The 21,903-nt window shown below is 39.5% G+C and carries 25 protein-coding genes; 7 read left to right on the forward strand and 18 right to left on the reverse strand.

The window, feature by feature from the left end; translation table 11 throughout:
• Nucleotides 1–62: 62 nt before the first annotated feature.
• Nucleotides 63–1,133 carry an undecaprenyldiphospho-muramoylpentapeptide beta-N-acetylglucosaminyltransferase gene (locus tag ACDD58_RS09160; protein WP_370777479.1) on the forward strand — a complete coding sequence of 357 codons (1,071 nt, stop codon included), beginning with the start codon at nt 63–65 and terminating at the stop codon, nt 1,131–1,133.
• A 97-nt stretch (nt 1,134–1,230) separates the two neighbouring features.
• Here the strand turns inward: ACDD58_RS09160 and ACDD58_RS09165 are convergent, their stop codons facing one another.
• The 15 genes from ACDD58_RS09165 to ACDD58_RS09235 form a co-directional block, all read right to left on the reverse strand.
• A complete protein-coding gene (locus ACDD58_RS09165) occupies nt 1,231–1,647 on the reverse strand; it encodes an HIT family protein (protein WP_117921721.1) in 417 nt (138 codons plus the stop codon).
• Between the two features lie 85 nt (nt 1,648–1,732).
• A complete protein-coding gene (locus ACDD58_RS09170) occupies nt 1,733–2,728 on the reverse strand; it encodes an SCP2 sterol-binding domain-containing protein (RefSeq protein ID WP_370777098.1) in 996 nt (331 codons plus the stop codon).
• Nucleotides 2,729–2,792: 64 nt separating this feature from the next.
• Nucleotides 2,793–3,839, reverse strand: coding sequence for a rhomboid family intramembrane serine protease (locus ACDD58_RS09175; RefSeq protein WP_370777100.1), 1,047 nt, complete (start codon nt 3,837–3,839; stop codon nt 2,793–2,795).
• Nucleotides 3,840–3,965: 126 nt separating this feature from the next.
• Nucleotides 3,966–5,075, reverse strand: coding sequence for a DUF6382 domain-containing protein (locus tag ACDD58_RS09180; protein ID WP_370777103.1), 1,110 nt, complete (start codon nt 5,073–5,075; stop codon nt 3,966–3,968).
• Complete coding sequence (locus ACDD58_RS09185) at nt 5,072–5,275, reverse strand: hypothetical protein (protein WP_117921677.1); 204 nt, start codon at nt 5,273–5,275, stop codon at nt 5,072–5,074. Before ACDD58_RS09185 ends, ACDD58_RS09180 begins: the two co-directional genes overlap by 4 nt.
• Nucleotides 5,272–5,691: a prepilin peptidase gene (locus ACDD58_RS09190; protein WP_117921675.1), complete on the reverse strand. Its 420-nt coding sequence runs from the start codon at nt 5,689–5,691 to the stop codon at nt 5,272–5,274. The genes ACDD58_RS09185 and ACDD58_RS09190 overlap by 4 nt, the downstream gene beginning before the upstream one ends.
• 22 nt (nt 5,692–5,713) lie before the next feature.
• Nucleotides 5,714–6,583: a TadE/TadG family type IV pilus assembly protein gene (locus tag ACDD58_RS09195; RefSeq protein ID WP_370777106.1), complete on the reverse strand. Its 870-nt coding sequence runs from the start codon at nt 6,581–6,583 to the stop codon at nt 5,714–5,716.
• 15 nt (nt 6,584–6,598) lie between these two features.
• Entirely contained in the window at nt 6,599–8,095 is a 1,497-nt protein-coding gene (locus tag ACDD58_RS09200; protein ID WP_370777109.1) for a DUF5702 domain-containing protein, read from the reverse strand.
• Entirely contained in the window at nt 8,092–8,262 is a 171-nt protein-coding gene (locus ACDD58_RS09205; protein WP_117921669.1) for a Flp1 family type IVb pilin, read from the reverse strand. The genes ACDD58_RS09200 and ACDD58_RS09205 overlap by 4 nt, the downstream gene beginning before the upstream one ends.
• A 104-nt stretch (nt 8,263–8,366) precedes the next feature.
• Nucleotides 8,367–9,641 carry a type II secretion system F family protein gene (locus ACDD58_RS09210; RefSeq protein ID WP_370777112.1) on the reverse strand — a complete coding sequence of 425 codons (1,275 nt, stop codon included), beginning with the start codon at nt 9,639–9,641 and terminating at the stop codon, nt 8,367–8,369.
• Between the two features lie 10 nt (nt 9,642–9,651).
• Complete coding sequence (locus ACDD58_RS09215) at nt 9,652–10,389, reverse strand: type II secretion system F family protein (protein WP_117921665.1); 738 nt, start codon at nt 10,387–10,389, stop codon at nt 9,652–9,654.
• Nucleotides 10,390–11,640 (reverse strand): CpaF family protein, encoded by a 1,251-nt coding sequence (locus tag ACDD58_RS09220; protein WP_370777114.1) that lies wholly within the window; start codon nt 11,638–11,640, stop codon nt 10,390–10,392.
• Nucleotides 11,621–12,670, reverse strand: a complete 1,050-nt coding sequence (locus ACDD58_RS09225; RefSeq protein WP_370777117.1) for a hypothetical protein — start codon at nt 12,668–12,670, stop codon at nt 11,621–11,623. The genes ACDD58_RS09220 and ACDD58_RS09225 overlap by 20 nt, the downstream gene beginning before the upstream one ends.
• Nucleotides 12,663–13,103, reverse strand: a complete 441-nt coding sequence (locus ACDD58_RS09230) for a prepilin peptidase (RefSeq protein WP_370777118.1) — start codon at nt 13,101–13,103, stop codon at nt 12,663–12,665. Before ACDD58_RS09230 ends, ACDD58_RS09225 begins: the two co-directional genes overlap by 8 nt.
• 107 nt (nt 13,104–13,210) lie before the next feature.
• Entirely contained in the window at nt 13,211–13,483 is a 273-nt protein-coding gene (locus ACDD58_RS09235) for a pro-sigmaK processing inhibitor BofA family protein (protein ID WP_117921658.1), read from the reverse strand.
• 233 nt (nt 13,484–13,716) lie between these two features.
• Between ACDD58_RS09235 and ACDD58_RS09240 the strand changes: the two genes are divergently transcribed.
• Complete coding sequence (locus tag ACDD58_RS09240; protein ID WP_241070994.1) at nt 13,717–13,914, forward strand: DUF2508 family protein; 198 nt, start codon at nt 13,717–13,719, stop codon at nt 13,912–13,914.
• Here ACDD58_RS09240 and ACDD58_RS09245 read toward each other — a convergent pair.
• Complete coding sequence (locus ACDD58_RS09245; protein ID WP_241070840.1) at nt 13,878–14,354, reverse strand: flagellar protein FliS; 477 nt, start codon at nt 14,352–14,354, stop codon at nt 13,878–13,880. The two genes, ACDD58_RS09240 and ACDD58_RS09245, sit on opposite strands and share 37 nt — an antisense overlap.
• Nucleotides 14,355–14,369: 15 nt before the next feature.
• Entirely contained in the window at nt 14,370–15,815 is a 1,446-nt protein-coding gene (locus tag ACDD58_RS09250; protein ID WP_370777122.1) for a flagellin, read from the reverse strand.
• A 252-nt stretch (nt 15,816–16,067) separates the two neighbouring features.
• Between ACDD58_RS09250 and ACDD58_RS09255 the strand changes: the two genes are divergently transcribed.
• Nucleotides 16,068–16,277 (forward strand): DUF1858 domain-containing protein, encoded by a 210-nt coding sequence (locus tag ACDD58_RS09255; RefSeq protein WP_006855380.1) that lies wholly within the window; start codon nt 16,068–16,070, stop codon nt 16,275–16,277.
• 113 nt (nt 16,278–16,390) lie between these two features.
• Here ACDD58_RS09255 and ACDD58_RS09260 read toward each other — a convergent pair whose 3' ends face one another.
• Nucleotides 16,391–17,269, reverse strand: coding sequence for an adaptor protein MecA (locus ACDD58_RS09260; protein WP_117921656.1), 879 nt, complete (start codon nt 17,267–17,269; stop codon nt 16,391–16,393).
• A gap of 148 nt (nt 17,270–17,417) precedes the next feature.
• Here ACDD58_RS09260 and ACDD58_RS09265 point away from each other — a divergent pair, with 148 nt between their 5' ends.
• The 4 genes from ACDD58_RS09265 (at nt 17,418) to ACDD58_RS09280 (ending at nt 21,854) form a co-directional block, all read left to right on the forward strand.
• Nucleotides 17,418–18,857 carry a serine/threonine-protein kinase gene (locus tag ACDD58_RS09265; protein ID WP_118209926.1) on the forward strand — a complete coding sequence of 480 codons (1,440 nt, stop codon included), beginning with the start codon at nt 17,418–17,420 and terminating at the stop codon, nt 18,855–18,857.
• Nucleotides 18,858–19,047: 190 nt separating this feature from the next.
• Complete coding sequence (locus tag ACDD58_RS09270; RefSeq protein ID WP_117921653.1) at nt 19,048–19,452, forward strand: hypothetical protein; 405 nt, start codon at nt 19,048–19,050, stop codon at nt 19,450–19,452.
• A gap of 137 nt (nt 19,453–19,589) precedes the next feature.
• A complete protein-coding gene (locus tag ACDD58_RS09275; RefSeq protein WP_117921716.1) occupies nt 19,590–19,790 on the forward strand; it encodes a hypothetical protein in 201 nt (66 codons plus the stop codon).
• Between the two features lie 306 nt (nt 19,791–20,096).
• Nucleotides 20,097–21,854, forward strand: a complete 1,758-nt coding sequence (locus tag ACDD58_RS09280; RefSeq protein WP_186900083.1) for a glycosyl hydrolase family 18 protein — start codon at nt 20,097–20,099, stop codon at nt 21,852–21,854.
• Nucleotides 21,855–21,903 lie beyond the last annotated feature (49 nt).

Consider the following 21,903-nt stretch of genomic DNA (forward strand, 5'->3'; position numbering starts at 1 on the left):
TTTTATGCATAAGGGTATTATAAATAGGGAAGTGCAAAATGTTACAGGAAAGGGATTATTCTATGAAAAAAATCGTAATGACCGGGGGCGGTACCGCAGGGCATGTCACACCAAACATCGCATTAATGCCAGCCTTGCGTAATGAAGGTTTTGAAATTTCTTATATAGGTTCATATGAAGGGATTGAAAAACGACTGATTGAGGAACAGGGTGTTCCTTACTATGGCATTTCTTCTGGAAAATTAAGACGCTATTTTGATCCTAAGAATTTTTCAGATCCATTTAAAGTATTAAAAGGGTATACACAGTCGATCCGGCTTTTAAAGAAGATAAAACCAGATGTAGTTTTTTCCAAAGGCGGATTTGTCTCTGTTCCGGTAGTTTTAGCAGCAAAACATTGTAAAGTTCCTGCAATTATACATGAGTCAGATCTGACTCCGGGACTTGCAAATAAACTTGCTATTCCAAGCGCAACAAAAGTTTGCTGTAATTTTCCTGAAACACTTTCTTATCTTCCGAAAGAAAAAGCTGTACTGACCGGTTCCCCAATCCGTCAGGAGCTTTTAACAGGCGATGCTGAGCATGCTTTTTCACTCTGTCATTTTAAAGATCACAGTAAACAGACAATACTCATCGTTGGCGGAAGCTCAGGCTCCCGTGTAATAAATACAGCGATCCGTGGTCTGCTTCCTGAACTTCTGAAAAATTACAATGTTATTCATCTCTGTGGAAAAGACAATCTGGATGAAACATTAACCGAAACGACCGGATATGCACAGTTTGAATACGCAAACAAAGAGCTTTCCGATATGTTTGCTCTTGCAGATCTTGTTATTTCCCGTGCAGGTGCAAATGCAATCTGCGAACTTCTGGCACTGCGCAAACCAAATATTTTAATTCCTCTTTCTGCCGCTGCCAGCCGTGGAGATCAGATTCTGAATGCAAATTCATTTCGTTCCCAGGGATTTAGTTATGTGTTAGAGGAAGAAGAGCTGTCAAATACGACACTTCTTGAAGCAATTGAACATGTTTTCCAGAAAAAGGAAGAATATATTAAGGCAATGGAAAACAGCAACAGCCGTAATTCCATTGATACGATCATCGGATTGATCTTAGACGCATCTAAAAAATAATTTCTGATATAAGAGGAACGGATATGTACTTTATAATATCTGTTCCTCTTTCATTTTGTGATTATAAGCTAAAAAGCTGCTTTTCCGGCAACATTCCCTACATCTTCAGAGAATCTCTGATTTCTGCCATTTCTTCTGGTGTAAACTCCTCATGATCCCAGATCAGAATATCATTATTTTTTGCATTTTTATAACGTGGGATTAGATGCATATGAAAATGAAATACCGTCTGTCCCGCAATTTCATGATTATTTTGTACAATATTAAATCCATCACACTTTAAAACGTCCGTCATATGTTTTGCAAGTTTCTTCGCAAGCTGCATTGCATGTCCTGCTGTCTTTTCATCGATCTCATAAATATCTGCATAATGTTCCTTTGGCAGGATCAATGCATGTCCTTTTGATGCCGGACTCGCATCCAGAATCACTTTGAATTCATCATCCTCATAAATCGTATTGGATGGAATTTCTCCTCCAATAATTTTACAGAAAATACAATTTTCGTCTCTCATATTATCCTCCATTTTCTGTGCATTTGCACTCCTTTTTATTTGCGCAATCGACATATTTACTACAACATCCTGCAGATTTTCTATATCAATGTGTAAACTTAAACATGGTATCTAACATACGCAGAATCTTAAAATTTCCTTTTGCCGTCATTTCTCCTGTCATGAATGCCCTCTGAAATGTCATCCTTCCATCTACGATACCATCCATAACTTCCGGTTTTAATTTCGCATAGACATCAATATTTTCTTCCTGTCCATAGTGAATTGTAAGTTCACCTTCATTTACTTCTAAAAACAATGGCTTTTTTCTGCCTTCTATGATAAACAGGTATCGTGCCTTAAATTCAGGCTGCGGAGCAAACTGTTCACGGAATATCTCAATATAAGCCTCTTCATCTTCTTTTTCTGACTTTCCAAGCATCCCCTTAAACATTGTTGCAAGTTCTTCGATATCTTCCTTCTGCTTTTTCACATACGTATCATCTGACACATACTTTGACAACTGCTCGCTCTCCTGTGGTGTAAGTTCTAACTGCGGAGTTCTTAATATTGTCTGCTTTACCGCCTGATTGCTGGTCGGAAGACATTTTACTTTCTGTGAAATCGTCCGGTAAAGATTCTCCGCCTTCTTCTCTATTAAAACGGTATAATCTTTATTCATCTCAAAACTGACCAGATCCTCAACGTAACCACAAAGTCCCGGACATGGCTGACCACCTAAGATCTCCCAGGCACTCTCTAATGTCAGTTCACCTTCCCGTTCTCCATATGTCGTAGACATAACAATTGGCTGCATATAGGTTGTTTTTATCTTTTCCTTATCGCCATACAGCCAGCAGGCATCCAAAAACTGCTGCATATAGCCACCTATTCCAAGCCACTCAACAGTTGTTGCAAGAATGATACCATCGGCATCTTTCATCGTCTGCGGAAGCGTGGCAATCTCGTTTTTATGCTCATAGATATTAATACGCTCCACCGTCACGCGAAGTTCCTGCAATACTTCTTCCATTTTATTCAACACATATAATGTAGGATCATCTAACAATCCCCGTCCACCATAATAAATGTTTACTTTCATATTCTACCTCTTCCTGCATGTTCACCAAATACTGTTTTCAGTATATAAACTTTTATTCTTATAATCAACAATTTTCCACTTTTTTGTGGTATAAAATCATTGCCGCAAGAAATCCGGTAAGGATTCCACCTACATGACACCAGTTATCAATTCCAATTGTGGAAAAACCATAATACAAACTTAACGCTGCCATAAGCATCATCCCTTTTACTGTTAAACCTTCAAATCTGCCCCGGTGTCTTATCACTACCCAGATCAGACCGCCAATCATTCCAAACACTGCACCTGATGCGCCTGCAGATACAGCATAATCTCCACTATACAGCATCATAAAATAGGACAATATTCCTCCACCTATTCCTGACAGCATATATATTACAAACATCTTTAAATGGCCGACTGCCCTCTCAAGTCTCGATCCAACACAGCAGAATATTACCATATTATTTACCAGGTGCGGCAATCCGAAATGGATAAACATCGCCGTAATGATCCGCCACCACTGATGATTGACCTGTAGGAATTCCGGATACATCCCACCATGTGATGCAATATAAAACGGATCCTGCGTATCTCCCAAAATTTCCAATATCAAATATACGATCACATTTATGGCAGCAATCGCTATTGTCGTATAGGAAAGTTTCTTCCATTCAAAACCGGTATTTATATTTCGGGTAACTTTAGAATCAACCCTGCAATTCTCCAATACACTTTTGAGTCCCCAGAAATCTCCCGGCTGATTTTCATAAATTATCAGTCTCCCCTGCTTCGTCTCATACCCCCATACATTCTTTTGTACACTGCATAACTGATGCATCATATCCGTATTTCTTCCAGCCAGCAGTGTAAGCAGTTCCACATGATAAACCGGATAACCTTCCGGGAAATCTGCAAGCCTTCCCTGCGGATGATAAAAAAGATCCATAACTCGTTCCTGCATTACCTGATGCTGTTCTATGGTCAAAGTTTTTGTATCGTCTAATGATATCATCATCACAACATGAAATCCCTGCTGATAATATTTATAAAATACTCCGACATTCTCCGGCTGCACCGTACAAAATCGATAACCTTGTGCAAGTATCACCTGTTCTATCTCTCTGTTCATATATTTGCCCTCTGATTTGATTATAACGTGTTTGTTGTGCAGGATTTCTGCACATAATATGAACTCGTCAAAGTTCATTATAACGTAGCAAAATAAGATTGCAAATATGTATGCCTCTTTATTTTCTTAAATAAATCTAAACTTCTCATCCGCAAACATAACTGTTTCCTGCGTCTGAAGACTCATTTTTACCCTGCAATTCAACAACTCCCCACCTACCATGGTTCCATTGGAAGAATTCAGATCTTCTATAAAGTAAACCTCCCCTTTCCTGGTAATCCTCGCATGATGTCTGCTTACGGTTCCACTTGGTATCACACCGTCACAATCCGGTTCACTTCCTATAATATATGGAGTATGATCTATTGAAAGCTCACTGCACGCACCATTTCCCTCATATTTTAATATTCCATATTCCTTTTTGGGAAGATTAGAAAGTAAAACGGTTGGATTCTGCTGATGTACGGCAATCTCTGGTTCCGGTTCAAACACAAAAGGTTCCAATTTTTTTTCCTGTTTTTTCACCCCGCGTAATAAATCTCGCATTTTTTCAACCATATTCCGTTTTTTTCCGCTCCATAAATACCTAAACCCTGTTTTTTTATTTTCTAAAGGTAATGTTCCCTCTTCCTGTTCCTGTTCCTCTTCCTGCCACATTGTATCCGGAATCTTTTCCGGTACATCCTCTAAATATTCGGACTTCCTTAATATCCTTTTTATTTCTGCAATACAGTACCCTTCCATTCTGGTATATTCAAATAGCTCATACGCCATTTGAACCCCATCTGCACTTTTATGATCTAATTTTGCCAGAAGATACTCTAACAGCTCATGAAACGATTTTCCTATATCTTTTTCATTCCCAAAGTAACAGCAAAAGCTGATATTTCCGGTCTGATTATCGAAAAAAATACATTCCGGTCGCAGTAACAATATATCAGGGGATATTAACAACCCATCGAGTATCTCCGACATTGTAACAACAGATTCACATATTTTCATAAAAATATCATGACCAATATCTGATAATTCTGCCAACATGTCTACCGCCTGTTTTCCAGTTATGTCATACCATAGCTGTAACTGCCCATTTTTACTATTACATTCTGGTAATATCAGACCTTTGGGTGTATTTCTCCAGAGCATTTCTTTTTCCCATTGTTCTCCTTCCAATGCCGGCATTAAAACCATATGGCTGGAATGAATATTTCTATAGTAGCTAATCTGAATACTCAAAATAATCCTTTCACCCTTTCTATCTCATAAAATAACTTTAGTGCATTTAAAGTTTCCTCCTTTATCACATCTTCCGCAAGTGTTCTTGTCTCACCATACAGTTGCAATCCCAGTTTCATGACGATCAAAAATAACAGCATCGCCATTGACATAATGATTGCAGCCTCAATAGTAATAGATGCTTCTTCCCATTCTTTCATCCCATTACCATCACGAACAGATAACCCACCAGCAAAAAAGGTGCAAAAGGAATCCTGTACGTTCGTCCTTTCTTTTTGAATACCGATAAAAATAATGACGTTATTCCTATTAAAAATAAGCCGGCAAAAAATACCTCCATATTTTTTTCAAATCCAAGGAATATACCACTAACGACCAGGATCATTCCATCTGCAAATCCAACACCCCCACCTAACAGAAAACCCCAAAATAAGATCATAACTCCAATTCCCATGCCAAACAAAATCTCTACTATATCTAACTTCATGCTATACAAATGAAGTAAAAGCCCTATAATGCCTCCTGTCAGTAAAAAATATGTATTTATTTTTCTTTTTTTATAATCCTGGTATGCAGATATTGAAAAAATACCCAGCATTAATGTATTTTGCAGCATTTTCCCCTACCTCTCCTGTTTTCTAATTTATGCATCTACTGCATTGTTTCCTGTTTCCCACTTCCGATAAACGTATCATATAAATCGTGCGCTTAATTCCACTGCAATTTAGATCATAATGAAATCTGTTTCCCTGATCGGTAATAAACACGGTGTCCTGTTTTTGTTTTTCCGCACATATTTCACATTCGCGGTATTTTTCTCCATATTTATTCCGTTTTTTCTCTATTTCTGTACAATTAACAGAAGATACTGACAATGCTAAATATGTACACTCTCTTGATGTATGATAAACACTCCCTCTTTCTGCCACATACACCCATACTTCCTGATCAGCACTATTTCCCGTCCACCCGGTCCATTTACGGCATACTGCATGCTGGCTGATTTTAAGTTGTGATTTTCCAGACATCCACACTGGTATTTTTATACGATAAGATGCTACCAGATTTATCTGATCTCCTGTAAATTTTGACTTCGCCAGACTAATACCTGCCGCTTTATTAACTACATAGTGATTAATATTATCATTTTCTTTTATATTTTTCTTAAAAAGAACATTCGCGGCAGCAATGCCAATCTTTGCCACATCTTCTTCATTTTCCAGAACAGCCAGTACTGCCATCCTGCGCCCGGTATCATCTAATGCCTTCTGGACTTCCATCTGTACCTGCATAACCCGGAAAAACATTAAAATCATCATAAAAAACAATGTCATAACCGGCAGTATCACAGCCGCCTCTAACGTAAATGAGCCTTCCAGCCAGGAACATGGCGGTGTCTCCTGACAGCGGCAGGCCTCCGCCTGATGAGAAAGAATATTATCATTTTCCGGGAGAGATCTTTTTTTGTATATTGTATTTTTTATATTCTCTTTCTCAGTAAGAAACACCGCCACATCCCCTCCTTATTCATTGCTATATGACATTTTCTGGTGCTTAACAAAAGTATATCTGCCTAATTTCTGCCCTCCATGCAAATTGCTTTTTGCAAACAAAGGCTCCGCTTCAAATCGCATCTCACAGGTCATGTTCCCTATCATATGATCCATTCTGGCGTTTTTACTATTCTCTTCCTTTTGTATGGCAAATTCCATGATATCCATCATACGGTATGCTATTTTCTTTTCTTTCACTGCAAATAACAATTGCTTTACATAGCCCTGATAATTCAGTCCATCTTTACATTCTTTGGCTTTTCCCCCATCAGTCACGAGTTCTCCAATCTTTTTTATATCAACATTCCATTCTGATGAACTTTTCATCAGTGCAATTTTCCCGCCAGAGAGAAGTGTGCGCAGATCAAGTATACTTTCTACATATGCCCATGCAGCCACGACACCGATCTGTACAATCTTAACGATCACCGGATTACCGGAAAAACCGGCAAGTGATGTTGCAATAATTAACGTCTGATTTAATTTTTCTCTGTCTGCTATAATGTGAGCAACGTTTGCGGCTTCCCTCATAAGCATCAGACGTTCCACTGACGACTCTAAGTTTTGTCTGTCTGTTTCTTTCCCACACAGAATATACTCCATTTCATATGCCAGATCTCCCTTCCCCGGCTCTGTATAACTTGAAAAATACTTTTCAATATACTCCAACACCATAACACGGTCAAAAACATTAAGTTTTTCTGTCTTTTTTGCGTGATACGTTCCGGTTTCACACTGCCTTTTCGAAACTGTATCTTTTAGTTCAACCGCATTTGATGACACTGATGACATATCCGGTATCGTCATACCAAGAACAGCATTCTGCTTTAATTGCAAAACGACCTGAATAGGACTTTCTGCTTTCTCTTTTTCTGCATCCTGTACCTGATCTTCATTCGCTTTATCCTGTACAATGTTATCTTCTTCCTTCTCCTTTTTTGCATTTACGATTGCCTGATCCGCATCTTCCACACTGTAATCTGTTTTTCCATTCTCCTGTGCCTGTTGTCCATCCTGATACTGCTGATACATTTTCTTTGCAATGTCTTCAGGCAGATGTTGCTTCATGTATGCTGCCGCCTGACGCAGCATCCCTGTTCCTTCATTATCTGTTGCCAACATATATTCCATCAGCGCAGCCTCACATAACTTTGTCCGAAACATGCTGTTTTCTCCGGATTTTGACAAATTTCCAGCAACATATTCCATTACACGTGAACTCACTTTATGTTCCTCAAACTGCTCTGATCCATATGCACCATCCAGATACAGCAGATGATATTTATTCCACAACACAGGCTGATATTCTGCTGCAACACAATCCATCCCTGTTTCTGCCGCGAGGGTGTCCATCATCTTTAATCCTGATACCCTCGCCCCCTCTAATAGTGCAAGCAGAAACGATAAGATCAGCAGCAGACTTAAAGCAGAAAATATTGTCAGACTTCCTTCTGCCTCTGTTTTCATAATATCTTATTACTTTCCGTTGTGATCCTAGTAAGAATTTTGTTATTTAAAATCGTAATCTTATTCTTGAACACAACTACAAGTCCGATCAGTATAACCAGTATCAACACGATCTCGATAATAGCTACTCCCTCTTCTTCCCTGAAAAAATCTTTAAGTCCCTTCATAAAAACCTCCATTTCTGCGCTGTACTTTGCGCGATCCAAGTTTATGTGCAAACACGAATCTATTTGCAGGAATCATAATTCCATAGAATGATAATTCTATAGAGTCATAATTCTATAGAATGCATAGCTGGAAATGCCAGTATCAACATAACTGCACCAAGCATCAGAATCATTGGAAACAACATTTTTGTCCCCGCTTCCTCTCCCAGCTTGCGTGCCATACTTTTTCGTTCTTCAAATGCCTCTTCTGCTTCCTGCTCTAAAAGGTTTGTCAATCCTCTGCTCCCTTTTCTTAAATTCTGTGCCAGAAGATTACCAAATTTGCGATAGCGGTATCCTCCACACCTCTCTCCAAAACGCTCATATGCACGTTCCTCCCCCATTCCATTTTTTATTTCATATACCGTTTTTTGCATTTCCTCATAGATTTCTTTTTTATAAATTGCTTTTTTATGCCGCTCATTAAAATAATTCGTTGTTAGTCTGTTCCATGCAGAAGAAACAGTCATTCCTGCCCCCAACAGAAGCGCCAGATTGCTTACCATATCCGCATACTGTAATTCCAGTACTGCTTTCCGTTTCTTTTCTTTTTCTCTTTCACGCGACTGATCTACAAATGGAAGAAGAATTACAATCACGATTCCAAGAAAAAGGATTTTTTCCGGCAAATACTCTTTTTTCGTGCTCCAGACCAGTTTTTTCCCATCAATCTGTTTTGGGAGTTTCAGTATATTTTCTGTGCTCTCTGTCTGTCTTTGCAGATAGTGTCCAATTTCCTGAAGCATTTTCTGTTCTTCATTAAGAGTCTTTGGCATTACCCGGAAATACCGTTCACTAAAGCACTCCGAAGATTCACACTTTAACGTCACTTCAGCTTTTACCAAAATTCCCTCATCTGGTATATTTTCTGCAACCACCACGCCCTCATCATCAACTACATCATACGGTTCAAATATCCATTCTGCACTTACCTTTCCTTCCTGATAACTTCTTTGAATTTGTACTTTTTCCTGCACTTTGGCACTGTTTTTTGCAAATTCTTCATCAATCTCCTGCTGCGCAGCCTCTAACAGTCTCTGCTCATCCTGCTTTGAAAGTATCTGTTCCGGAACCACTACATGATAGGAATACTCTTCTAACACATCTTCTACATCCAGGGTCATTTCTTCCTCATAATCACCTTCTCCATATGCCGGACGCACAAATTCTGGTTTTACATCACTATTTTCATCCATCACCTCTGAAAGATGCACAAAAATCGCCAGGACAGATACCAAAATCATCACCCCTGCTGCACGGCTTGTCTTAGGCGATGCTCTTTTTCCCCCTATAATTGCCACAAAAACTGCTGCACACAAGACTCCAATATAAAAAACCATTCTTTTCTCCTTATACTTTAATATCTGAAATTCGTCTGTTGATTGCCATTGCCCCTGCAAAAATCAATAATGCTGCACTCATGACAAATACCCCTGACAGATTTCCATATAAAGGATCGATAAATTCTTTCGATGCAAGGTTCAGATATGTAAGAATGAGAAATGGCATTACGCTCATAATCTTTCCTTCCAGTTTTTTCCCGGCAATAACTGTGTCCACTTCCCTCTCCACTTCTATTTTAGCTGAGATCCGCATTGCAGTCGTCCTTATAATTCCTGCAAAATCTCCTCCACTTCTTTTCGCAAAACCAAAAATCTCTGCAAAACTTTCAATTTCTTCCACCCCGCTCCGCGTTGCCAGATCATGTAAAATTTCTTCCACATTCCGGTTCAATTTAATTTCTGTATTCATCCGGATCAATTCCTGTGTGATCATTGCCTCTTTTCCATACAGCCCCATAACTTCCCGCTCTGCTTCTTTCCATGCATTCTCAATGGAATATCCTGCAAGCAGTGCTGCTGCAACAGACTGAATTGCATCCCGAAATTCTATCATTAATTTTTTTGCGCGTTCATCTTTTTTCTTTTTTTTGTAATATGAAACGATCAGATAATTTACAGGTATGACTAACACCATGCCATACCATGAACGGTAAAACAGCCATGAAATTGCTGCTGTTAATATTATTCCCGCTACAACACACCCCAGTCGTTCCCACAGATTACACTGGTATTTACGATAATCCATTTATTCCCCCGTATCTGTAAGCGTAATTCCTGCCCTTTTACATTTTTCCTGGTTAAATAGTGTTCCCATCTGCTGTAATTTTCCACAAGCCATTTCCACATCCGGTGATTTTTCCACATAACGATACAGGTCTTTCAACACAATCTCCCCATCCTGCATGCCGATCACTTCTGTAATTGCCAGCACTTTACGGCTTTTATCTCTCATTCTTCCAAGATGGACCAGAATATCTAACCCTGATGCAATCTGGCTTCGTATCGCAGCAAGTGGCAACTCCATTCCCATCAGCACCATTGTTTCGAGCCGGCTCAACATATCCCTGCATGAATTTGCGTGCCCTGTTGATAAACTTCCATCATGCCCGGTATTCATTGCCTGCAGCATATCAAGTGCCTCTTCTCCCCGGCATTCACCAACCACAATTCTCTCGGGACGCATTCGAAGAGCCGTCCTTATCAGATCCCGTATCGTAATGGGCTTAACCCCGTCAAACATCTGATTTCTTGTCTCAAGTCTTACCAGATTGGGTTTATCAACAAGCCGGAGTTCTGCAGAATCTTCAATTGTGATGATTCTTTCTTCCCGCGGAATATACTGTGACAGTGCATTTAAAAATGTCGTTTTCCCAGAACCTGTCCCTCCTGATATAAATATGTTATATCCTGCTGCCACAAGCACCTTTAAAAATGCTGCAGCTTCCTCTGTAATCGACCCTATCCGTATCAGATCCTCCATCAGAATAGGCGTTTTGGGAAATTTCCGGATAGATACAGCGGCGCCATCTATGGAAATTGGTGAAAGAACAATATTTACACGTGATCCGTCCGCTAATCTTGTATCCACGATCGGAGATGCCTCATTTACCATACGATTACTGTTTCCCGCCATCTGTTGTATCACATCACTCAATTTCTGTTCGGATGAAAAATGTGTCTGTGCCTGAAACAATTTTCCTTTTTTTTCATAAAAAATATTTGATGCTCCATTGATCATAATCTCCGTTACATCTGCGTCCTCTAATAATTCCTGGATTGCATCATACTTTCTCAAAGAATTAAATAGTAAATGTTCTAATTGCTCCCTTTCTTTCAATGTCAGCAGGTTATTTTTGGAATATTCCTCCACTTCTGTTTCAATAAACCGGTAAATCTCTTCATCATTTTGCTCTCTGGACAAGTCCAGCGCAGCCATGATATCTGACCTCAGTTTTTCAAATATCTCTTCACTCCACCTATATTTCTCCATAAACATCCCCTGCCAGATATTCTCTTATATAGTCACCAAATTCACTCCATATAAGCTGTTCCAACATATTTCCACCACCACGGATTCCCTTCGCAGTAAAAGGAAGATTTACAAATTGCAATCTTTTGAACAGTTCTCCTTTCTTTGCCAGTTCCAGGTAATGAACAAATTCTTCTTTCTGACACTCATAGAAATACCCTTCTTTTACCGGACAATAAATGCTGCTGCAATGTTCCAGAAAAGCTGCAATGGAATAAACCCCGGTTCCAAGATCAAACACAACCGTATCAAACTCCGTGTTCTCTTCCAAATATTCCAACAACTGCAGGTAATCGTTCATCTGAAACTCCCCAAGCTGTTCCGGATTACGAAATGGTGCAACATATGAAAAATCTCCCATTTCATATACATTCCGCAAAAACTGTCCAGATTCTATTATCCCTTTTCTCAGTCGAAGAACCAAATCCCCCATATCGTATTCTGCCTGACTGTCAAACAGCTTTAAAAATCCGGTACTCTGCATCAGATTGATATACAATACTCTCCTTTGTTTTGCCAGTATAGAAGACAGTACCATAGAAAACGGCATCTGCATTTCATGACGGATAGGAGAATATACTCCTATGATCTCCAATTTGCCAAACCTGTCTGTAAATATCTCCTTTCCTGTTTTTTTTCCTCCTGTCACTGCCATTATTTCATGAAGAATCATCTCCATCGGCTGATATTTAAAAATAACAGTCCGCTTTTTTCCCGGCTGCAGATAAGTATTATCCTCTGCCAACTGTTTCGGCATATTTTCTGACAGAATCAGTACTGCCATTTCCAAAAGCTCTGCCTGTTCTCCCAGTTCCAAAAAGCCACTTCCAAGTATGACCAGATCATATTTTTCACTCTTTACCTTCTGTAAAAACAGTTCCGGCTCCCGAAATAAATGAACCGTAAATTCTTTTGCCTTATGTTCCATCAGATATGCAGCAAATCTTTCCCCATACGTTTCATTCGTATCACAGAATGCCACATCAAGTTTATACAATAGCCCACCCCCAGACCACGATAAAATATCCAATTAAAATTGCTGTTGAAAAATGCATGAATGTCTTTGTTCCAATTGCATAACCAACCGTTAATTTTTTATAAACGATCTTTCCTGCTCCTATGACAGCCCCTACCACAAACGCTGCAGGTATCAGATAACAAAGCTGTGTCAGTGTCAGAAAACCTCCTGCAATGGAAAATAACTTGATATCGCCTGCCCCCATTATGTGCAGACTAAATAAAAGAAATAATAAGATAACCGGAATAGAAATATTCATCAGAAAATGAACTGCACCTGCACTTCCTTCCCCCAGCAGTCGAAATGCAAGTCCCCAAATTAATCCGGAAACAATCAGCCGGTTACTGATCCTGCCGTTTCCGAAATCCATCACCACCGCCATCGTAAGATGCGTCAGCAATGTAAGATTCATTAGTCCCCCAATTCATCACCTCTTTCGTAGTTTGTAAGTCGAATTATAGCAACGCTCTTTTTATTTGTCTACACTTTTCTCAAAAATAGCCTATCTTTGTAGACTATTCACAAAAATTTACATGCCAAAATTCCGTAAAGCAGCGCAAACCCGCCTATACCAAGGATTCCAATTGTCAAAAGGCTGACCGGATTTAATCCAACACTAATTGCAATTTCCTGCGACGCCAGAAAATCATTTGCATAAATAATTCCAATTCCACCTAAAACAACACGAATCATAAAGTTTAGTAACATCTGCATTTTTTTCCCAATCACAACGATAAAAAGTACAATTCCAAGTGCCCCTATAATTGCCCATTCTCCCTGTATCTGTGACATATATATATTTCTCCTTTTTAGCACGATCAGCTCTCAAAGGCTGTCTCTTCTTTTTATCAAATTTATTCATCCAGACACATTTTATGCAAATAGTTTTTTACAATTTTTCCGTTTTTTGTATAGAATGGAAATTTTGTGATTATACTAAGAATAAAGAATATTTCAGACGGAGGAATACTATGTTTCGTTTTTTTCAACCAGAAAAAACAAATGATGCGCATTATACGGTGCTAATGAATGACCTCCATCAGACTGCGCAGGATCTGCAGGATGCATACCGAAATTTAGAAAATGTAATTGATCCGGATATGATCGACTGCTGCATCTATGAACTATATTCTGTGCAAATGCGCTATAAATTTTTACTTGCAAGCATAAAAAAAATAGAGGATTCCTATACTAAGAATCCTCTGGAAGTATCTAAATCCTGATAAGTCTCAACCAAATCATTTTTTCCGTACGTATATCCGGCATAAACCTGCTGTGTATTACGCATAAGCGGCGCGGAGGTATCCTCTTTCATTACCTCCGCAAATGCCGTATAAAGTTTGTTCATCAGGCTCTCTGCAAGTTCGATCTCTTTCAAGTCCCTTTTATACATTGCTTTTGCAAGTGTTTCCCTGCAAAATACATAAATACGGTATAACTCTCCCGCAAGTTCATAAGAAAAATCAAGCGACGACATCAATTCGCTGACAGCCTTTGTGGCATTCCGTAATGCCGTCTTATAATTTTCCCATTCCTTGTTATCATATGCCTCTTTTGCATCTTCAATATACGCGAAAAAAATATCATAAATTACAATGACCAGGCCGCCTCTGTTACTCTGGCTGATCCTTCTTGTAAAATCCATTATCTGTTCTTTTTTCAAAACAGATCCCTCCTGTTACTGCAGAATCTGCAATACCTGCTGTGGCAGATCATTTGCCTGTGTCAAAACAGAAATTGCTGCCTGATTCAATACATTCTGATGTGTATAATCTGTCATCTCTGACGCCATATCCGCATCCGTCAGACGTGACTGGGCTCCTGTCATATTTTCCTCAAAAGTATCCAGACTTGATACTGTACTCTCAAGGCGGTTCTGGTATGCACCAAGTCTTGAGCGCACTTCGCTGACCTTTGAAATAGCATCATCAAACTGTGTAATACCTCTGCCGGCTCCATTTACAGTTGTTACATCCGCATCATCAATATAAAGACTCTTGCAGGATACTTCCGGAATACGCACTTTTGTTTCCTGATCTTCATTTGCACCAATATGAAGTGCCATTGTTCCAATATCTGTAACATCAAAATCCAGATTTCCCGTATAACCTGCATCAGCAAGAAATGACATTTCAAATCCAGCTCTGTCCGTAACTGTAATCTTATTTCCATCCGTTCTCCAGGTAGCAGTATCGCCAAAACCTGTTCCATCGCCCGGTTTTTTAAGTGTTACCTCAGCATCTGTACCGGAAGGCACGATTACTTTGCCATTCTGAACCTGTCCATATACATAACTTCCTTTGTTCTCCGGATCCTCCACCACGCCTGTAAATCCAAGTGCTGTAACGATCTGCTGATTGTCAAATGCTATCTCTAACGTAGCTGATGCTCCATAACGTTCTGAAGTAAAGGAAAGTGCTCCATTTGTTTCAACCTTTACCGCTGTCTCTCCCGTCTCTGCAGCATTCCGGATCTTCTCAAAAGCCTCCGCATAAGTGTCAGTTGCCTCTATCTCTACTTTAGAACCATTAATACTCATCGTTCCGGATGCGCCGATCGCTGCTGTGGAATTATAATTCTGATTTGCTGTCACCGGTCCTGCCTGTGTTGCCGCTGTATCAATGGAAAGCTCATACTGTCCAGCCTTCACATGATCTGAAATATCCACTCTTGTTGCGTTTTTGGTATAAACCCTGGTGTCTAATGATCCGTCTAAAAGTGATTTGCTGTTGTATTCCGTGTCCGTTGAAATACGGTCAACTTCATCCTTTAAAGAATCGATCTCCTGCTGAATCGCCTCTTTATCTGCAGGTGTCAATGTTGCATCGTTTGCCGCCTGTACGGAAAGTTCTCGCATACGTTGTAAAATACTGGTCGTTTCATTTAAAGCACCATCTGCGATCTGAATTACAGAAATGCCATCCGACGCATTCTGTGAAGCACGGTTTAAACCGTCAATCTGTGCTTTCATCTTATTGGAAATAGCCATTCCTGCCGGATTGTCCTTGGAATGATTGATCTTAAGTCCTGAGGAAAGACGTTCCATCGATGCACTTAAATTATCCTCAATGCCAAGTAAATGTTTATTCGCAATCGCTGCCGACACATTGTAATTAATTCTCATTTCACATTCTCCTTCTACCATCTCTGTCAGCATCCATGCTGTATTTCCGACACTCCATGTCCCAATTCTCTGCTGTATATATCGGTTTCAACACTCTTTCTCTAAAGAGCGAATTGTTTTTTTCCATGTTTATTTTTTCATACTTCCCCCCGAACTGATTGCAATCCCCGCCAATTCGTATTATAATGACCACATCCAGGCATAATAAGCTGTGATAAAACTAAAAAAACCTATTTTTATAAGGAGGACTATATGACACAGGTAACAAAATCTACTATGATCGGCGAACTGCTTCAGATTGACGAAAACATCGCGCCAATTCTTTTAAATATCGGTATGCATTGTCTCGGATGCCCATCTTCCCAGATGGAGACCATCGAAGAAGCTGCCATGGTTCACGGAATTGAGCCGGATGCTCTCGTAAAAGAGATCAATGATTTCCTTGCAAAAGATCTTGCATAGTCATTCCCACTTCCGGGAAAAACACTCAAAAAGGATCGCGAAAATGTCATCATTTTCACGATCCTTTTTGATATCAACCCGAATCTGCAACCCGGGAAAGTACAATCTGCCATTTATAATGCTGCAAGCATCTGCAATGCTTTTCCTTTTATGACCAGTCTGTAATGTTCACCAAAAAATGCCTCTGTCGCAGGTGAATATGCCTGCTGTGCTCCATACTCAGATAAAATATTGCAGACTTTATTGAATTCCTCTGGTGACTGGCTGCTTTTACTTACCAGAAGATAGTATCTGTGTGTCGCAGCATCCTCGTACAGATCATTTTTTCCCTTATAAAAATCACCTAATACAGCAGCAAGTTTTGAGAGTTCCTTAAGATTCTGGAACATAAATAATTTCGTAATGTCTACAAGGACTTTGACCGGATCTTCTTTTTCTTTCTGACCGCCATCTGACGGTACGAAATTGTCATTCTGCTTTGCTTTTGCTGCATTTCTTAATTCCTGCTGTTTTTTAAATATTCCAAGTATATCATCTGCTCCTTCGGAAATCGGAGCATTCGCACCAACAATGGCATCGTCATATAAATCCTCTGGATCCGGATCAGAAAACTTGGAAAATCTCGTATCAAGCTCCTCCGGATACTCTACCTTCGTAATGACTAATATAATGGTATCTGCCGACAACGGAATCGCTTCTATCATCAGCGGAATATCATCTGCCTCAAACCCAAACTCGTATGCAGCCTGCTGCATCATATCACGGAACAGCATCTTTGCCTTCTCCGTACCGTATGCCAGCTCACTTAACTTAATCTGGCGCTCTGCTAAATCTTCTCTCGTCAGTGTGCAACGAATCTGATTATCATTTACTTTTTCAATTTTCATACAATCACTTCCTTTTATCCGGGAAACCCTGTAAACTGTACATCTATTATAAACAAATGCAATATCGATGTAAAGTATACCATTATTAAAACTTTCTAAAACCATAACGACCTTTTACGCATGAATAACAACTCTTTTTTCTGTAACATATGCTGTATTATAAGCATTAATCTTTGTCTATATTACACAAACATTACAAAAGAAGTTGCAATGTAAAACAATTCATGATATAAACTATGCATGAGATGCGAATATGACACGCCCGGAAAGGAGCGGATATCGCATAGATACCAATTTATTGTTTGGCAAATACCGCATTATTTCGACTCTTGGTGCCGGCAGCAGCGGCACTGTCTATCTTGCCGAACATCTCAAACTGAAAGTTTATCGTGCCATTAAGTGTATCCCCAAAGACACTGCACGAAACACTTCCAACTTTTCAGAAGAACAGCTTTTAAAAGAGGCCTGCCTTCTGAAGAATCTTAATCATCCTGGCATCCCCCTCATATATGATATCGACGAAGATGATCATTTTTTTTATATGATAGAAGAATTTATTCAGGGTGATTCATTGGAGGATTTTATTCTCCATCAGGAAATAATTCCAGAGGAACAATTAATAAATTACGGACTGCAGATTTGTGCCGTTCTTGATTACCTGCATCATCTATCTCCATACCCTATCCTGTATCAGGATTTAAAACCGGAGCATATTATATTATGTGGAAATCAGATAAAATTAATCGACTTTGGAATCGCTTCATTTATTACCGTTTTTGGTAAAAATTTCCAGTTATACGGAACAGATGGATATGCTGCCCCGGAAGCTCTTAATGGAAATACTGTAACTACTGCTTCCGATATCTATTCTCTTGGGAAAGTGTTAGAAATACTTTCCAGAACATGCACACCAGACTGTTCCGAAGCACTCACGCATATTATAGAAAAAGCTGCTGATCCAGATCCAAACACCAGATATCAGACAGCCACTGATCTTATGTCTGCACTGTCAGAACCAACTGGTCAGGAAACTCCAGCCAGGAAAAATTTTATTTTCAGACAGGCATTCAAAAAAAGAGATTCTGCGTGTCATTCTTTTACACATCTCATAAAAAACATAGCCGTGATCGGCAGCCGTTCCGGTGCCGGTGCAACATTTTTTTCAGTATCACTGGTAAACACTCTGAATCACAAACATATTCCCTGCTGTTATATACCAATGGATCATTCTGACAACCTTATATCCATGACACAGGCAGGTTTTCTGCCCACAGAAAATCAGGGCATATTTCAGTCAAAAAATTTTTCTGCCACTCCCTGTTACGGTCCCGGAATAGAAGATCCTGTTTTACCATCTGTAATCCGGGTAAGGGATTTCGGTATCCATACCAGTGAATACCTTGACTTCGGTCACTTTGACCTGACATTTATCCTGTTAAGCGGCAGTCCATGGGATATTGCAGATACACTTGCTTTTACCAGCCAGCTGAAAAGTGCCGGCACTCACGTATATATCTGTAATCATGGCAATAAAAATGCTGCCAGAAAGTATGCCAGGTATCTGAAAAATCCGGTCTATTGTTTTCCTGAAGACACTGATCCTTTTCATGTGACTTTAGAGAAGGAACGTCTCATTATGCAAATCCTACAACGAAAGGAGCTGATACATCATCCGGAACATCGGAAAAACTGATTTAAATAAGAGACTTACCATAGGCATTTCAGGCAGTACAGCCGGTGCCGGTGTTACGCACCTTGCAATTGCGCTTTCAAACCTGAGTCATTCAAAGCTGCATAAAAAAACTGCACTGTTAGAGCTTCATAAAAGGAAAAATCTTTCAACGATTCCTTCTGAAACCACGCTCCCGTGCAGATGTGGATTTATGAACAGCCGTACCATTTTTAACATTCACGGAGTGGATTACTATCCGGATGTGACACCGGACGAATTGCCGGGTCTGTATAATCAGGGATATCAGATCCTGCTCTTTGATTTTGGCAATTTTGGTGAGTGCTGTATCCATGAATTTCTACGCTGTGACAGAAAGCTTGTCATCGGAAGTCTCGCACCATGGAATATCAGGCAATATCGGGATCTATTAGAATCGCTCAGTCACTATACAAACCTTGGGGAAGGTTTTTACTGTCTAACACGAACGGAAAGTCCAAAACAGATTCGTGATTTTTCCCGTTTTTACCAGATTTCTGTAAGCAGTATTCCGTTTATTCCGGATCCATTTTATATAAAAAAAGAACATTTTTCCATCCTGCAGAAATTTATCTGCTGAAAAGTTTCTGCAGAAATTATTTTATAATATATCACACAATTGCAACCAGCGAATTTCCTTTTGGGAATAAAGGATTTTAATCCGCTTTGTCATACAGAAATTGAAAACGGGGGATAACAATATTGGATTCTGAACATATGAAAAAGCTTTACTTAGAGCTCTCTTCCTTAGAACATATGGGAACAACCATCTGGTTTGAAGGTGTGCCAAGCAATTCAAAAGAGGTCACAAAGGAGCTCTCTGTCACAGAAGAAAATTCTTATATGAGAGATTATGTATTCAACGAGGGGGTGCTTACAGAATTACATTTTGATAAAATCAAAAAAACAAATATATGATGATCTGAATAATTGACAGGGATGGAGTACCTCAATGCCCACCCAGTCAGAATATAAAACGACTATCTAAGGCAACATACAAATCCGAAAAAAAGAAACGGCAGGGTTTTACCGAACATAAACCCTGCCGTAAGGAAAGCCTTCCGTATGCGGGAGTTTTTCCTTACGGCAGTTTTTTAAAAATTCTAATTCTTTAAAATAAAATGAATGATTCCTTAAAATAAAGCAAATAACTTTGAATTTACATATCATTATGCTACAATAGGGGCACATACGATAATTCTTAAGAAGAAGAGGGTTCTTTATATGAAAAAAAAATTTGTCCCTGTTTTAGCTGCCGGTGCTCTGATCGTCGTCATTATCTGTTTTATGCTTCTCGGAAGCATCATTGAAAAATATACACCTTCCAAGGAACATATGAACTTATCTGATTACTATAATCTGTCCAGTGAACAGGACGTAGCCCTGATCCTGAATAACCAGGTTCTTGATGCAAAAGGAAAACTCCTTAACGGAACTGTCTATCTTGATTATGAAACAGTACGTTCTAATCTTAATGACCGTTTTTACTGGGATCACAACGAAAATAAACTTCTTTATACAACTGCGACAGATCTCATTTCTGCAGATGCAGACAGCACCAGTTACTATGTAACAAAGGATTCCCATTCCTTAGATCATGCAGTTGTCAAGGCAGATGCACAGACTGCATATATTGCAATTGACTTTTTAAAACTGTACTCTGATTTCTCATATGAAGTACTTGAGTCTCCAAACCGTGTAATTCTTACGACCGCCTGGGGCGATTACACAACTGCACCGGCTAAACAAAAAACGCAGGTCCGGCAAAAAGGCGGCATTAAGAGTCCAATCCTTGCAGATATCGACAAAAATACAGAAGTTACTGTCTTAGAGACAGGTGATACCTGGACAAAAATATCCACCGCAGATGGCATCATTGGATACGTCAAATCAAAAGCACTTGGCACCACATCTGCCAAAACACTGACCAGCGATTACGTTTCAGAAGAATTTACACATATTAAAAAGGATTTTAAGATCAACATGGCTTGGCATCAGATCACAAATGCGGATGCCAATACAACCATTGCATCTGTGCTCCAGAATACCAAAGGGATCAATGTTATCTCCCCTACCTGGTTCTATCTGAATGACAATAACGGAAATATTGCTTCTCTTGCAAGCTCCGACTATGTAAATTACTGCCACCAGAATGGTATTGAAGTGTGGGCACTTGTAAGCAATCTGGAAAACAAAGATGTCGATACCACATCCGTTTTAACTTATACTTCCAAACGCGAAAATCTGATTAATAACCTGATCTCCGCAGCCATTCAGTATAACTTTGACGGTATCAACGTCGATTTCGAGGCATTAAGTTCCGAAGTCGGCGACTCTTACATTCAGTTTATCCGTGAACTCTCATTGAAATGTGCAAACAACGGAATTGTCCTTTCCGTGGATGATTATGTTCCTACCAGCTATACTGCGTTCTATAACCGTGCAGAGCAGGCGGTTTTTGCAGATTATGTTGTTGTCATGGCATACGATGAGCACTATTCCGGTTCTGAAGAAGCAGGATCTGTAGCTTCCATCAATTTTGTAAAAGAAGGGGTTGCCAATACCTTAAAAGAAGTTCCTGCAGATCAGTTGATCTTAGGTATGCCGTTTTATGCCCGTGTATGGTCTGAGACACCTGCTGACGACACTACAGATGCTGACGACACTACAGATGCTGACGACACTACAGATGCTGACAGTTATCAGCTCTTTACATTAGACTCCTATGCAACCGGTATGTCAGAGATCCAAAAACTGATCAGTGCCAATGCAGCCGAGCCGGTATGGTCAGATGCAGATGGTCAATATTATGTTCAGTATGAAAACAATGGGGTCACTTACAAAATATGGGTGGAGGATGCTGCTTCCCTGGAAGAGAAGTTAAAAGTTCTTCAGGAAAACCAGCTTGCCGGTGGTTCTTTCTGGAAACTTGGTTTAGAGCTGCCTTCTACATGGGACACTGTTATAAAATATATTAACTAAATACATGCATGAACTATATGATCTAAATGCATAAACTAAATACATACAT

The sequence above is a fragment of the Roseburia sp. genome (assembly GCF_041325975.1).
Classification (GTDB): Bacteria; Bacillota; Clostridia; order Lachnospirales; family Lachnospiraceae; genus Roseburia; species Roseburia rectibacter.

Bases quoted from the DNA above. Each gene is read 5' to 3' on its own strand.
- ACDD58_RS09160 (WP_370777479.1), top strand. From the start codon at position 63: ATGAAAAAAATCGTAATGACCGGGGGCGGTACCGCAGGGCATGTCACA.
- ACDD58_RS09165 (WP_117921721.1), bottom strand. From the start codon at position 1,647: ATGAGAGACGAAAATTGTATTTTCTGTAAAATTATTGGAGGAGAAATT.
- ACDD58_RS09170 (WP_370777098.1), bottom strand. From the start codon at position 2,728: ATGAAAGTAAACATTTATTATGGTGGACGGGGATTGTTAGATGATCCT.
- ACDD58_RS09175 (WP_370777100.1), bottom strand. From the start codon at position 3,839: ATGAACAGAGAGATAGAACAGGTGATACTTGCACAAGGTTATCGATTT.
- ACDD58_RS09185 (WP_117921677.1), bottom strand. From the start codon at position 5,275: ATGAAAGAATGGGAAGAAGCATCTATTACTATTGAGGCTGCAATCATT.
- ACDD58_RS09190 (WP_117921675.1), bottom strand. From the start codon at position 5,691: ATGCTGCAAAATACATTAATGCTGGGTATTTTTTCAATATCTGCATAC.
- ACDD58_RS09200 (WP_370777109.1), bottom strand. From the start codon at position 8,095: ATGAAAACAGAGGCAGAAGGAAGTCTGACAATATTTTCTGCTTTAAGT.
- ACDD58_RS09205 (WP_117921669.1), bottom strand. From the start codon at position 8,262: ATGAAGGGACTTAAAGATTTTTTCAGGGAAGAAGAGGGAGTAGCTATT.
- ACDD58_RS09210 (WP_370777112.1), bottom strand. From the start codon at position 9,641: ATGGTTTTTTATATTGGAGTCTTGTGTGCAGCAGTTTTTGTGGCAATT.
- ACDD58_RS09215 (WP_117921665.1), bottom strand. From the start codon at position 10,389: ATGGATTATCGTAAATACCAGTGTAATCTGTGGGAACGACTGGGGTGT.
- ACDD58_RS09220 (WP_370777114.1), bottom strand. From the start codon at position 11,640: ATGTTTATGGAGAAATATAGGTGGAGTGAAGAGATATTTGAAAAACTG.
- ACDD58_RS09230 (WP_370777118.1), bottom strand. From the start codon at position 13,103: ATGAATCTTACATTGCTGACGCATCTTACGATGGCGGTGGTGATGGAT.
- ACDD58_RS09235 (WP_117921658.1), bottom strand. From the start codon at position 13,483: ATGTCACAGATACAGGGAGAATGGGCAATTATAGGGGCACTTGGAATT.
- ACDD58_RS09240 (WP_241070994.1), top strand. From the start codon at position 13,717: ATGAATGACCTCCATCAGACTGCGCAGGATCTGCAGGATGCATACCGA.
- ACDD58_RS09250 (WP_370777122.1), bottom strand. From the start codon at position 15,815: ATGAGAATTAATTACAATGTGTCGGCAGCGATTGCGAATAAACATTTA.
- ACDD58_RS09255 (WP_006855380.1), top strand. From the start codon at position 16,068: ATGACACAGGTAACAAAATCTACTATGATCGGCGAACTGCTTCAGATT.
- ACDD58_RS09260 (WP_117921656.1), bottom strand. From the start codon at position 17,269: ATGGTTTTAGAAAGTTTTAATAATGGTATACTTTACATCGATATTGCA.
- ACDD58_RS09265 (WP_118209926.1), top strand. From the start codon at position 17,418: ATGACACGCCCGGAAAGGAGCGGATATCGCATAGATACCAATTTATTG.
- ACDD58_RS09270 (WP_117921653.1), top strand. From the start codon at position 19,048: ATGAACAGCCGTACCATTTTTAACATTCACGGAGTGGATTACTATCCG.
- ACDD58_RS09275 (WP_117921716.1), top strand. From the start codon at position 19,590: ATGAAAAAGCTTTACTTAGAGCTCTCTTCCTTAGAACATATGGGAACA.
- ACDD58_RS09280 (WP_186900083.1), top strand. From the start codon at position 20,097: ATGAAAAAAAAATTTGTCCCTGTTTTAGCTGCCGGTGCTCTGATCGTC.